General features: G+C 53.4%; 9 protein-coding genes. 1 reads left to right on the forward strand and 8 read right to left on the reverse strand.

The window, feature by feature from the left end:
- Nucleotides 1-149: 149 nt before the first annotated feature.
- On the forward strand, nt 150-1670 hold the full coding sequence (locus IKE44_RS04545) for a glycine betaine uptake BCCT transporter (protein WP_033017283.1): 1521 nt from the start codon (nt 150-152) through the stop codon (nt 1668-1670).
- A 227-nt stretch (nt 1671-1897) separates the two neighbouring features.
- On the opposite strand, the gene IKE44_RS04550 is transcribed toward IKE44_RS04545, so the two are convergent.
- The 8 genes from IKE44_RS04550 to IKE44_RS04585 all read right to left on the reverse strand — a co-directional run bounded on the left by IKE44_RS04550 (nt 1898) and on the right by IKE44_RS04585 (nt 13452).
- A complete protein-coding gene (locus IKE44_RS04550; protein WP_049624710.1) occupies nt 1898-2923 on the reverse strand; it encodes a C40 family peptidase in 1026 nt (341 codons plus the stop codon).
- Nucleotides 2924-3131: 208 nt separating this feature from the next.
- Entirely contained in the window at nt 3132-5024 is a 1893-nt protein-coding gene (mutL, locus tag IKE44_RS04555; RefSeq protein ID WP_287465137.1) for a DNA mismatch repair endonuclease MutL, read from the reverse strand.
- A gap of 14 nt (nt 5025-5038) precedes the next feature.
- Complete coding sequence (mutS, locus tag IKE44_RS04560) at nt 5039-7747, reverse strand: DNA mismatch repair protein MutS (protein WP_033017279.1); 2709 nt, start codon at nt 7745-7747, stop codon at nt 5039-5041.
- A 96-nt stretch (nt 7748-7843) separates the two neighbouring features.
- Nucleotides 7844-8392, reverse strand: coding sequence for an outer spore coat protein CotE (locus IKE44_RS04565; RefSeq protein WP_015374452.1), 549 nt, complete (start codon nt 8390-8392; stop codon nt 7844-7846).
- A 223-nt stretch (nt 8393-8615) separates the two neighbouring features.
- Complete coding sequence (locus IKE44_RS04570) at nt 8616-9047, reverse strand: YlbF/YmcA family competence regulator (RefSeq protein ID WP_033012165.1); 432 nt, start codon at nt 9045-9047, stop codon at nt 8616-8618.
- Nucleotide 9048: 1 nt separating this feature from the next.
- The gene (gene miaB / locus IKE44_RS04575; protein WP_287465140.1) at nt 9049-10620 is read right to left on the reverse strand and encodes a tRNA (N6-isopentenyl adenosine(37)-C2)-methylthiotransferase MiaB; all 1572 of its coding nucleotides are present in this window, start codon (nt 10618-10620) and stop codon (nt 9049-9051) included.
- A 226-nt stretch (nt 10621-10846) separates the two neighbouring features.
- On the reverse strand, nt 10847-11713 hold the full coding sequence (locus tag IKE44_RS04580; protein WP_033017277.1) for a 2-oxoacid:ferredoxin oxidoreductase subunit beta: 867 nt from the start codon (nt 11711-11713) through the stop codon (nt 10847-10849).
- The gene (locus IKE44_RS04585) at nt 11680-13452 is read right to left on the reverse strand and encodes a 2-oxoacid:acceptor oxidoreductase subunit alpha (RefSeq protein WP_033017275.1); all 1773 of its coding nucleotides are present in this window, start codon (nt 13450-13452) and stop codon (nt 11680-11682) included. The genes IKE44_RS04580 and IKE44_RS04585 overlap by 34 nt, the downstream gene beginning before the upstream one ends.
- Between the last annotated feature and the right edge of the window lie 365 nt (nt 13453-13817).

Genomic DNA, 13817 nt, shown 5'->3' on the forward strand with positions numbered 1-13817 from the left:
GAATGTCACCCACAAATATTTTACTCACACTGCGTCAAAAATTTGGATCGTTTGTATTCATTGTCGAATTTTGTTACCCTAAAAGTGCAAAGCCCCAAAACCGCTAACACGATCCTCATGAGATTATTGTACAAATAAGGAGGAATGAGATGAAAAAAACAACAAGCGTCTTTTCTATTTCCATTGTGATCGCCATTGTGTTTATTATTTGGGGAGTCGTTCCGGAGTCTTTGCTGCCACGCTACAATTTAAAGGCGGTCAGCAACGCGGTGCACTCGTTTCTGATCGATAAATTCGGCTGGTTTTATTTGCTCAGCGCTTCGTTGTTTTTGGCGTTTTCTTTGTTTCTTATTTTTTCCCGTTACGGAAATATCTGCCTCGGCCGCGACGGGGAAGAACCGGAATACAGCTATATGACGTGGTTTGCCATGCTGTTTAGCGCCGGAATGGGAATCGGGTTAGTGTTTTGGGGAGTGGCCGAACCGGTGTCCCACTATTACACGCCGCCAACAGGAGAAGAGGCAACGGCGGAAGCGGCCCGTCTGGCCATGCGCTACTCGTTTTTCCATTGGGGGCTGCATCCATGGGCGATCTACGGCGTCCTTGCCTTGGCGCTCGCTTACTTCCAGTTTCGCAAGCGAGAAGCCGGGGTCATCAGCCGCACGCTGCGCCCGTTGCTAGGAGCGCGGACAGAAGGCGGTCTCGGTGTAGCCATTGATACGCTAGCCGTATACGCAACCATTTTTGGCGTCGCCACCTCGCTAGGGCTGGGAGCCATTCAAATCAGTGGGGGATTGCATCAGTTGTTCCCAAATATTTCAAACTCTATTTCAACACAACTGCTCATCATTGTGGTTGTCACGGCTCTGTTTATGCTCTCGGCGCAAACCGGCCTAAACAAAGGCATAAAATGGCTGAGCAACATCAATATTGCGCTCGCATTGTTGCTTATGTTGTTCATGCTGTTTGCCGGTCCAACGAATTTTATTTTGGATGTGTTCACGTCGACGATCGGGACGTACTTACAAAATCTTCCCTCGATGAGTTTCCGGCTCAACCCGTTCGAGCAAAATGATTGGCCGAAAGTGTGGACCATTTTTTATTGGGCGTGGTGGATCGCATGGGCGCCGTTTGTGGGGACGTTTATTGCTCGCATTTCCCGTGGGCGCACGATCCGTGAATTTATGATCGGTGTCTTGGCGGTTCCAACGATTTTCAGCGCCCTTTGGTTTTCCGTGTTTGGCGGCTCAGCTCTTTATTTGGAGCAGTTCCAACATGCCGGCATTGGCGAGGTAATGAATGAAAAAGGAGTAGAAATAGCTCTGTTTTTTACATTCGAACATTTCCCATTCGCTCCATTGCTCTCGGGAATTGCCATTTTGCTCATTTGCACATTTTTCGTCACATCGGCAGACTCAGCAACGTTTGTGCTCGGCATGCAAACCACTAAGGGCAGTTTAAACCCGCCAAATTCGGTCAAGTTCGTCTGGGGCATCATTCAATCGGCAGCTGCGGCGATCTTGCTGTGGACTGGCGGTCTGCAAGCGTTGCAAACCGCTTCGATCATCGCTGCATTCCCGCTTGCGATCATCATGATTTTGATCGTTCTGTCCCTTATCCGTTCATTTCAGGAGGAAGTGACGCGAAAAGCGAAAAAACCCATCCAATAATGACCAAAGGTGTCCCTCAAGCAACGGGACACCTTTTCTTATTATAGGATGTACGAAATGATTGACAGGCCTTATGATTCCCTTGGTTGTGACGATCAGCAGCTGAAGCAACATCTTTGCACGGGATGCATAAAAAAAGGCTGCCCGCCAAAGCCACAAATGTGCTTTATGCGAGCAGCCTTCCGCCGCATTCGGTTATGTTTAAGCCGACGTCCATACGCATCCCGTTAGTTAAGCACCCGGACCGCTTTTACAAACCGCGTTTTCCAATATGAGGACGTGAGCGACGAATACGTGACACCGAGCGAAACGGTGGCGTTGATCATTTGCCCGTTGCCAGCATAAATGCCGACGTGGTTGATTGTGCCGTTCGAATCGGTATCAAAAAAGACGAGATCGCCTTTTTGCAACTGGCCAAACGACACCGTTCTTCCCGCTTGCGCCTGAGCGATGGATGTGCGCGGCAGCGAAATGCCGGCTTCGCCAAAAACGCGCATCGTAAACGATGAGCAGTCAAACACATCGGTGCGCGACGGGCTTGCTCCATACAAATAGCGCGCCCCTAAATATTTTTCCGCAATATCGATGATTCGGTCGGCAAGCGATGCGGACGACTCAGTGGCAGCCGAGTTGGCGGCCGATACTTGCTGCTTGGCCTCCCGGACATCAGCCGTTCCGCCCGCCACTTTAATGGCTTGGCCAATGCGGATGGTGTTCGGGTTTGTAATTTGCGGATTCAGTGCCAATAGACGGTCGACCGTCGTTTGAAACTTGTTCGCAATCTCAAGCAGCGTATCCCCCGCCTGCACGATATACCGGCCGCTTGTCGGCACGGCTGCCGGCTGCACATTGTATGTATTGGAACGTTCCTGTTTCCCTGCTACTTGCAGCCTCTGCCCGGCGCGAATGAAGTCTGGGTTCGTAATGCTTGGATTGAGCTTGAGCAGCGCATCCACAGTCGTGCTAAACTTGCGGGCGATTCCGCTTAGCGTATCACCAGGCTCGACCGTATATGTATTCGAAGAAGATTCGTTCGATTCATTTGGCTCATTGACGCGCAATACTTGTCCGGGAAAAATCAAATCCGAAGACAAATCGTTTTCTTGCTTTAACGCTGCGACCGTCGTGCCGGATTTCCGGGCAATCTTCCAAAGCGTATCGCCTTTTTGCACCGTATAGCTCGCCGCCGATGCCGCGTGGCCGGCCAACAAGGAACCGATCAACGTGCTTGTCAATATAACCGTTTTTTTCATGCTGCATCCCCCTATGACGTCGATGTATCCATCTTTATGTATCCATGTTTATACAAAATTCGCTATCACTCTACAAAATTCACCACGTATTCCTACACATGAGCCATTATAGTAAAATCAAAGCAATCCGTCTGTAACAGAAAGAATAAAAGTAGATTACAAAACGATTACAAAAAGCGCCCCCTTTGTCGCACAAAGGGGGCGCAGGCTACATCACCCGTTTAAATAGTTTTTCAATTTCATATGTCGAAAAATGAACGATGATCGGCCGGCCGTGGGGACAAGTAAATGGGTCCGTCGTCTGCCGCAGCGCCTCAAGCAAAGCGAACAGTTCATCCTGGCGCAAATGTTGGTTTGCTTTAATGGCGCGCTTGCAGCTCATTAAGATCGCCGCTTGTTCGCGCAATTGCTTGATGTCGACCGTTTTGGCCGCCAACACTTGTTCGATCATTTCCTCGATGATTTCCCTTTCTCTCCCTTTCGGAAACCACGTCGGATGGGAGCGAACGAGAAACGCCCGCGGCCCAAACGGCTCAAGAAACACGCCGCAGCGCGCCAGCTCATTGCGGCAGGCGGTGATCCGCTCGTACTCGTCGGCTGGATATTCAAACATCAACGGAACGAGCAGCTCCTGCACTTCCTTCGTGGCTTCGCCGAGTTTTTCCCGGAAATATTCATAGTTGATCCGCTCTTGAGCCGCATGCTGATCGATCATATACAGCCCATGTTCGTTCTCCGCCAAAATGTACGTCCCATGCAATTGTCCAATCGGATAAAGCGGCGGCAGGCGATCAGCCGCCGCTTTATCTTCCGCTTGCCCATCTGTCGGCGAGCGGAGGGCACGCCGTTCTTCTCCCACCTCTTCCTCCTGCTTTCGCTCGAAAGCGGGCCCATGTTCGTCCGGTATTCCCCATTCATCCGTCCGCACAGCCACGGATGGCCGCTCAGCCGGTGCGTCACCGGTTAGCGGCGCAAAAGGGGCGGTCGCATCTTCCACGCCGCCGATGTCGCTCGATAAGACAGACGGCTCGCGGACGCGATGAGTGAACGTCCAAGCCGCCTGCTCCGCCTTTGGTTTTGCCAGCTTGCTGTCGGCAGATACGGACGGAATGAGCGTCCGCTCGCGAAATGCCTGGCGGATGGCGTCTGTGACGAGCTCATTCAGCTCTGCTTCTTTGCTAAAGCGGACTTCGAGCTTTGCCGGATGGACGTTGACATCGACAAGCACCGGATCCATTTCAATGGATAAAAACACAATCGGATAGCGGCCGATCGGCAAGAGCGTATGGTAGCCGGCTTCAATCGCTTTTATGAGCGGCACGCTGCGCACATAGCGGCCATTGACAACAAGCGAGATGTAGTTGCGCGAGGCGCGCGTCACGTCCGGCGGCGAAATGTAGCCGCGAACGGTAAAATCGAGCGATTCCGCTTCGATGGGGATCATTTGTCTCGCCGTCTCGGCGCCGTAAATAGCGGCGAGCACGTGCCGGACATCGCCGCTGCCATTGGTGGCAAGCAATGTTTTGCCCTGGTGGCGGAGGCGAAATGATACGTCCGGATGGGCGAGCGCCAGCCGGTTGACGACGTCAGCCGCATGGCCGAGCTCGGTGTGGATCGTTTTCATATATTTCAAGCGCGCTGGGGTGTTGAAAAACAAGTTCGATACGGTAATATCCGTCCCTTTGCGCCCCGCCGCCCGCTCGCGGGAGACGAGTGCGCCGCCTTGAAGCACAAGCTTCGTTCCCGGTCCGCTGCCCGTGCCGGTCGTCAGCTCCACTTCGGATACAGAAGCGATGCTCGGCAGCGCCTCACCGCGGAACCCGAGCGTGCGGATGCGGAACAAATCGTGCTCGTTGTGAATTTTGCTTGTCGCATGACGTTCAAAAGCGAGCAAGCAGTCGTCTTCCTCCATGCCATCGCCGTTGTCGATGACGCGGATTTTCGCCATTCCCGCCTCTTCAAGCTCGATGTTGAAGACCGTACTATGGGCATCAATGGCGTTTTCCACCAACTCCTTGACGACCGAAGCCGGCCGCTCGACGACCTCGCCGGCGGCGATTTTGTTTGCCAGCAGGTCATCGAGCTTGCGGATGCGTCCCATCGGGCCTCCCTCCTTTACTTGAGGAGCTTTTGCAGTTCATACAGTTTGTTGAGCGCCTCAAGCGGCGTCATCTCGAGCAAATTGATCTCTTTCAGCGCCGCGAGCGCCTTTTTCTCTTTGCTTGAAAGCGGCGGCTCCACAGGCGCCGGGGCAAGGTCAGGAAACATGCTCAGCTGCTCAAACGCCGCTTCCGCCAAAACGCCATCCCGCGCCGCGCCGGCTGACGGACGGGAGTCCTTCTCGCGCTCAACCTTGCTGCCGACGTCTAACGCTTCGTTCCCCTGAAAAGCCAAACCCGCTTCCGCCAAAGCGCCATCGTCCATCCTGCCTGCGGCGGCTTCCTGTTTTCCCGCCGCTTTCTCCAGTTCCGCTAAAATGGCCCGCGCGCGTTCAATGAGCGAAGCCGGCAGCCCGGCCAGTTCGGCGACGTGAATGCCGTAGCTCTTGTCGGCCGGCCCGTCGGCGATTTGATGCAAAAAGACAACTTTGCCGTTTTCCTCGATGGCGCGGGCATGGACGTTCGAAAGCCGCGGGAGCGAACGCTCCAAGGCGGTGAGTTCATGGTAGTGGGTGCTAAATAGTGTTTTCGCGCCGATATGGTCGTGAATGTACTCAATGATCGCCTGGGCGAGCGCCATGCCGTCGTACGTCGATGTGCCGCGCCCGATTTCATCAAACAAAATGAGGCTGTTTTGTGTCGCATGATCGATGGCGTGGCACGCCTCCAACATTTCGACCATAAACGTGCTTTGTCCTGCCGACAGGTCGTCAGCAGCGCCGATGCGGGTGAACACTTGGTCAAAAATGGGCAGCACCGCCCGCTCGGCGGGAACGAAACAGCCGATTTGCGCCATGACGGCGGTGAGCGCCACTTGCCGCATGTACGTGCTTTTTCCAGCCATGTTCGGTCCAGTGATGAGCAGCATTTCCCGCTCGCGGTTCATGTAGCAGTCATTCGGCACGTACATTTGCGCGCCGAGCACTTTTTCGACAACCGGGTGGCGGCCGCCTTGAATCACCAAGACGCGCTCCGTGGAAAACTGCGGACGCACGTAGCGATACTCGTCGCTGATCGTTGCGAATGATTGAAGCACATCAAGCTCGGCAATGGCTTTCGCCAACGTCTGCAGGCGCGGGATGTATTGCTTCACCTGCTCGCGAATGGCGACAAACAGTTCATATTCGAGTTCGATGCTTTTTTCTTCCGCCTCCAAAATGAGCGCCTCTTTTTCCTTCAACTCCGGGGTGATAAACCGCTCGGCGTTGGCGAGCGTCTGCTTCCGCTCGTAACGTCCTTCCGGAACAAGGGGGAGATTGGGCTTTGTCACTTCAATATAGTAGCCAAACACTCGGTTGTAGCCGACTTTGAGCGATTTGATGCCGGTCGCTTCCCGCTCTTTCGCCTCAAGTTCAGCGATCCACGCTTTGCCGTTGCGGCTCGCATCGCGGTAGCGATCGAGCTGCTTGTCATACCCGTCTTTGATGAGGTTCCCTTCTTTGACGGAAAGCGGCGGCTGTTCTTGAATCGAGCGCTCGAGCAAATCGACGAGCTCTTCGCACGGGTCAAGGCGCTCGCACAGCTTGTCCGCTTCAGCGAGCGGCAGCGCGCCGACCGTCTGACGGAGCGCCGGCACTTGAAGAAGCGACTTTTTCAGCTGCACGAGATCGCGGGCATTGGCGTTGCCGTAGGAGACTCGGCCGACAAGGCGCTCAATGTCGTAAACGCCGCGCAGCCTGTCGCGCAGCTCCTGCCGTTCAAAATAGCTCGTTTTCAACGTTTCCACAAAATCGAGGCGCCGTTCGATTTCGCGCCGATCAATGAGCGGCCGGTCCAGCCATTGTTTTAAGAGCCGCCCGCCCATCGCTGTCACCGTTTCATCCAAAAGCCATAACAACGAGCCTTTCCTTCCTTTTGACCGCACCGTTTCGACCAATTCCAAATGCAGCTTGGAATGTCGGTCCATTTTCATATAGTGGTCAACTTGATACAACTCAGCCGGCTGCAAATGATCGAGCCGCCGCTTTTGCGTGCGGACGAGGTAATGAAGCAAACGGGCTGCGGCCTGCCGCAGCTTTTCTTGCACCACATGGCCGATGACGCCGTTCCATTCGTCGCATAGCGATGTGTCGTCCTCATAAGAGACCGCCGCCCCGTACCGCTCTTTCAGCTCGCGCACCCACTCTTCGCCGCTGTCTGTGGCAACGATGATCTCCCGCGCTCCAACGGCGTGCAATTCGTTTGCCGTTTCCTCCCACGAAGAAAGAAGCGTGAGCCGAATCTCGCCGGTCGACAAATCGGCGTAAGCCAATCCGTATGTACCATCAGCAAACGGCGTGAGCGCCGCCAAGTAGTGGTTTTCCTTCTCGGTGAGCCCTTTGCCTTCCATGAGCGTCCCTGGGGTGATGAGCTGCACCACTTCGCGGCGAACGACGCCTTTGGCCGTTTTCGGGTCTTCGACTTGTTCGCAAATGGCGACTTTATATCCCTTTTCGATTAACTGTTCAATATATCCTTGCGCCGAATGGTACGGCACCCCGCACATCGGCACCCGTTCATCGCCGCCGTCGCGGCTTGTTAATGTAATTTCCAGCTCTTGCGCCGCCTTGATGGCGTCGTCAAAAAACAGTTCGTAAAAATCGCCAAGCCGGAAAAATAAAAACGCGTCCGGATATTGCGCTTTAATGTGCAAATATTGCTGGATCATCGGTGTGTACGATGGCATCGCTTCTCCCCAACCTTTTCGGCCCGAAGGCTCGTTGATTGCGCTACTATTATAACAAGCGGCAAAAGAAAGAACTAGGAAAGAAATTTCCTAGTTTTATTCTTCTTCGCCAAGCAGCAAATCTGGGCTTAAATCTTCTAATTCTTCATCAAGGTCATCCTCGTCGCAAAAATCGTCGTCTTTGCCGCATCCTTCCGGATTGATGGCAACGCACACCTTCGTTTCGCCGATCACTTCGGCGACAAACTCCCGCTCAACATCGACAACGATTTTATTGCCGTTTGGCGAAATCGTGCATTCGAGGCAGTTCGGCTGCTGGATGACGCGGACAATGACATCGGTGTCATCGCTGATTAAATGATCTTTGTCGCGATATTTTAATTTGACGACGTCCGTATACGACACCGTTTCGGTGACGACTTCGGTTTTTGTATTGTGGTTGTACGAATACCAGACGTTGATGTCATAATGGCCGTGAATTTCGACCGTTTTATCGCATTTTTTCGCTTCATAACGGTGGTTGATGATCCAGCAGCCAAGAATGCTTGACGGGCGGTTCGGCGCCGTCACCGTATGGGTCGATTGTGTAAACTTGCGGCCTTTGCCAACAACGGCTTTCGTAATAATTTCTCTGTATTCAGACATCGAACGGAACCCTCCTCAAATGAATCTTCATTTCATCCTATGCGCCATCTCCGCTAATGTGCACAGCAAATGAATCATTATTCCGTATAGTTCATTGTATGCGCCTGCTCCGTTCGATGTGCCTTCTTTTTTGCTGCCAGGCAGCCGCCCGCGGTTTGGGGGAAGGGAGAGCGCGCCCATAAGAAAAAAAGCGCCCCGAAGGACGCTTTTGAGCCGCATGCCATTAATGGCAGCCGCCGTGCTTGTTGTAGCGAAGGGCAGCACCTGTTTCGCCGCGCAGCACATCGCCGCCCGTCGAAGCGAGAATTTCATCGGTCACCGTATTCGAAATCGTCGAGGCGACGAGCTGAAGCAGGTCGTTCACCTCAGCTTGCGACTGCTGGAACTCGCCCACGATCGGAATTTGTTCGAGCTGCTCGTAAATGGCGTCAATTTTGGCCTCGACCTGCTTGAGCGCCTCATGTTTGCCGTAGTGTTGCAAGTTGACGGCTTGTTTTTGCAGCGATTTTAGTTCGTTGATCAATGTGCGCACTTTTTCATTTTGGTGGATTTTTTCCTCCGCTCGTTTGAAAAAGTCGACTTCCTCGGTTTCGGCGATCATTTTCGCCAACTGCTTCGCCTGCGCCAGCACTTCATCCCGCGTATATTTCGCCATATCAGTTCACCTCGATCGCTTCATTCACGAATTCGCCCGTCAGCGTCCACGTTTTCGCTTCTGTAATGCGCACGTTGACCAATTGGCCAATGAGCGATTTGGGGCCGACGAAGTGGACGAGCTTGTTTTTGCGTGTGTAGCCGGCCAGCACGTCCGGGTTCGTTTTGCTTTCGCCTTCGACGAGCACTTCGACGACTTGGCCTTCGTATTGCTTCATTTTCTTGGCCGCGATTTCTTGAACAAGGTCGTTGAGCCGCTTGAGCCGCTCTTTTTTCACTTCCATCGGCACGTTGTCCTTCATGTTCGCCGCCGGCGTGCCTTCGCGCGGCGAGTAAATGAACGTATACGCTGAATCAAACTCCACTTCGCGGTAAAGCGACAGCGTTTCTTCAAACTGCTCGTCCGTCTCGTTCGGGAAGCCGACGATGATGTCCGTCGTCAACGCGACGTCCGGAATGGCGGCTTTAATTTTGCGGACGAGCTCCAAGTACTCCTCGCGCGTATATTTGCGGCCCATCATTTTTAAAATTTCTGTGCTGCCCGATTGCACCGGCAGATGGATATGCTCAACCAAGTTGCCGCGTTTGGCGAGCACTTCGATGAGCCGGTCGTCAAAGTCGCGCGGATGGCTCGTTGTGAAGCGGATGCGGGCAATGTCAATTTTGCGCAGCTCATCCATTAAATCGCCAAGGCCGTACTGGATGTCGGTGAAGTCTTTCCCATAAGCGTTGACGTTTTGCCCAAGCAGCGTGATTTCTTTATAGCCTTGGGCGGCGAGCTGGCGCACTTCTTGGATGATGTCTTCCGGACGGCGGCTTCGCTCCTTGCCGCGCGTATACGGAACGATGCAATACGTGCAAAACTTGTCACAGCCGTACATAATATTGACCCATGCTTTAATGCGGCCTTTTCGCGCTTTCGGCAAGTTTTCGACAACGTCGCCTTCTTTCGACCACACCTCGACAACCATTTCTTTTGACATATATGCTTCATGCAAAATGTAAGGAAGTCGATGGATGTTGTGCGTGCCGAAAATCATATCAACATATTGGTATTGCTTTAAAATTTTATTAACGACCGCTTCTTCTTGCGACATACAGCCGCACACGCCAAGAAGCAAGTCCGGATTGGTCGTTTTGAGCGGCTTTAAGTAGCCGAGCTCGCCGAACACTTTGTTTTCCGCGTTTTCACGGATCGCGCACGTGTTGAGCAAAATGACGTTTGCCTCTTCCGGACGGTCGGTCGGCTCATAGCCGAGCGCCATGAAAATGCCGGCCATCACTTCCGTATCATGTTCGTTCATCTGGCAGCCGTATGTGCGGATGTAAAACTCCCGCCCGCGCCCCATGCCGCGGAACTCGTCCGGAATCGCAAAGTCTTTTACATATTGAATTTCCTCTTTGCCGCGCTTTTTCGCTTCTTTCAAATTCGGCGGCAAAAACACTTTCGTGAAATATTTCTCGTAGTCTTTCGTCGTTTTTTCCTTCAGCCGGTCCAAGGCGGATTTTCTGTCCGCTGGATGGCTTGCCGTCTCAATTTGCGCTGTTTGTTCCAACCGTTGTTTTTCGTTCATCGCAATCTCCTTTCCTCATTCGTAATAATGTAGATCGCAGGCGCTTTGTTGGCCGCCCGCCTTCCTCGCAAATTTCTTCCATCACACACTACCATAGTATAGCGTCAACCGTCATGAAACACAATGGGATTTATTCCGGATGTCCGGAACACGCTATGATAACAAAAAACGCCCGATGAGGCAAGCCCCCCCATCGAGTGTGAATCACTTCCAATCTTTCTATATGTTACATAAACTCTGCTACAAGCTCGGCAAACTTTTCTTTGCTCAATTTCAAATCGGCTTCAGTAAGCGGTGTATCACGGTAGCCCGGGACGAGTTCTTGGTATGATTTTTGCTCTTTATTTTGGTAAATGAGCCCGGTGACAAGCCCGTCGTATTTCATCACCGTCTGCATCGCCATCGCCCGGTCGGACGGGTCGTACCCTTCAATGTCGCTCACTTTCACCAGCCGCTCTTTAAACCATTCGTACGTGTTGACTTTATTGTACGTGACGCACGGGCTGAAGACGTTAATGAGGGAAAATCCTTTATGTTTGATGCCTTCTTCAATTAAGCTTGTCAACTCTTTTAGGTCGCTTGAAAAGCTTTGCGCCACAAACGTCGCTCCGGCGCTTAACGCGATTTCAAGCGGCGACAACGCCGGCTCGATCGACCCTTGCGGCGTACTTTTCGTTTGAAACCCGGTGGCGCTGCGAGGCGATGTTTGGCCTTTTGTCAGCCCGTAAATTTGGTTGTCCATGACGATATACGTGATGTCAATGTTGCGGCGAATGGCATGAACCGTATGCCCCATGCCGATCGCAAACCCATCACCGTCGCCGCCGGCGGCGATGACCGTCAAGTTGCGGTTCGCCATTTTCACCCCTTGGGCGAGCGGCAAGGCGCGGCCGTGCGTGCCGTGAAACCCATAGGAATGAATGTAGCCGGAAATGCGGCCGGAGCAGCCGATCCCGGAAATGACAGCGAGTTCGTGCGGCTCCAAACCGAGGTTGGCAGCGGCGCGCTGAATGGCGGCCTGAACGGAAAAGTCGCCGCAGCCCGGACACCAGTTTGGCTTCACATCATTGCGGAAATCTTTAAAGGTGGCCATTGTGCTAACAACTCCTTGCATTTAGTATAGACATTGCCCGGCAAAAACGGATTGCCGTCAAATTTCAAGACGCTGGCGATTTTGTCCGCATGCCCGACATGCATTTTCAACAAGCTTGCCAATTGCCCGGTCGCGTTTTGCTCAACGACGACGACCCGCTTCGCTTTTTCGACAAGCGGCCGCACGTCGTCAACCGGGAACGGATGAAGCAGGCGGATGTGTGCATGGTTGACTTTAACACCGTCCTGCTCGAGGCGTTCGATCGCTTCCTCAATCGCTCCGCGCGTCGATAAAAAGCCAACAAGGAGCAAATCCGGTTCTTCGTGGCGGAGTTGTTTGTGCACCGGCGTCGGGAAGTGGATGTGCTCGAGTTTGCGCAACCGCTTTTCCATTTGCGTCCGGCGGTTCGCTGCCGTTTCCGACGGGCGGCCCGTTTCGGCATGCTCGACCCCGGTGACGTGGTGGATGCCGTGTTTCGTTCCCGGCAGCACCCGCGGCGAAATGCCGTCCGGCGTCACCTCATATCGTTTGAAGTTGTCTTTGCCCGGAAGCGGCGGCAATTCCTCGCTGACGAGTTTGCCGCGGCGAATCTCGATCCGGTCGTAATCGAGCGGCTCGACCGTTTGTTTGCCGAGCGACAGCTGCAAATCCGACAAGAAAATGACCGGACACTGATATTCTTCAGCCAAGTTGAACGCTTCTGCCATGTCATAAAACGCTTCTTCAACCGTGCTTGGCGCCATGACGATTTTCGGGATTTCCCCGTGCGTGCCGTAAATCATCGCAAGCAAGTCCGATTGTTCTTGCTTCGTCGGCAAGCCGGTGCTCGGGCCGCCGCGCTGCGTGTCAACCACAACAAGCGGCGTTTCTGTCATTCCGGCTAAGCCGATCGCTTCAGCCATGAGCGACAGACCCGGACCAGCGGAAGCGGTGAACGCCCGGGCGCCGGCGTAGTTGGCGCCGATCGCCATCGTGCAGGCGGCGATTTCGTCTTCTGTTTGGATGACCGTGCCGCCGAGATCCGGAAGCTTTTTAATTAAATACTCCATAATTTCCGAGGCGGGGGTGATCGGATACGCCGCCATAAAGCGCGCCCCGCCGGCCAAGGCGCCCAAGGCGATCGCGTCGTTGCCGATCATGAACATCCGCTGTTTGCCGTCCGCTTTTGCCAGTTTCATAGGTTCGGCGCGCCCGCCCAACAGCTCTTTCATATATTCGGCTCCGGCGCGGATCGCTTCCATGTTTTTCTCGACGACTTGCGCCCCTTTGCGGCCAAACGTGTCGGCGACAACGCTTTCGAACACGGCCGGATCCAATCCGAGCACTGCACTCGTCGCGCCGATGGCAACCATGTTTTTCATGAGCGAGTTGCCAAGGCTTGTGGCGATATCAGTAAACGGAACGGCATAAAGGACGACCCCTTCCCGCTCCGGAATGACCGGATTGAACTTGGCGTCCGCCATGACGATGCCGCCGCTGTGCAGCTCGTGAAAGTTGAAGTCAATCGTCTCTTGGTCGAACGCCACCAAGATGTCCAAATCGTCTGCGACCGCCCGCACCGGTTTCGTGCTGACGCGGATTTTGTTGTTCGTATGACCCCCTTTGATGCGTGAAGAAAAATGACGGTATCCATATAAGTAATATCCGAGGCGGTTCAGCGCTGTGGAAAAAATTTCTCCTGTACTTTCAATTCCTTCCCCTTGCTGGCCGCCCACCTTCCATGACAGCTGTTCGATCATGCTTACACCCCTTCATATTCACTCCAGCCTTTCGCTACTATTGTACCACTTTTCTGACAAGGAAACTATCATTTTGAACGCCTTTTTCAGCCGGCACCGCGGATGCCCTGTCTTCTATATAGACTCCCATGACAAAAAAATTTCGTCACCATCGGAAGGATGAAAAGACCTCTATGTTGAATTTTACAACTTTACACATTTTGGAGTTCGGGTATTTTCAGGATAGATGCAACGAAGAAGTTTAACATATCCTTGACGGAAAAGCGGTTTGTCCATTTTCGACTGTCGAAGGCAAGCCTATGGCTTGCCCCGTCACGCCAAGGCGTGACGGAAGACCGAACAACCACCTGCTTCACAGACCCATA

It is taken from the genome of Geobacillus sp. (assembly GCF_017515625.1).
Classification (GTDB): domain Bacteria; phylum Bacillota; class Bacilli; order Bacillales; family Anoxybacillaceae; genus Geobacillus; species Geobacillus stearothermophilus.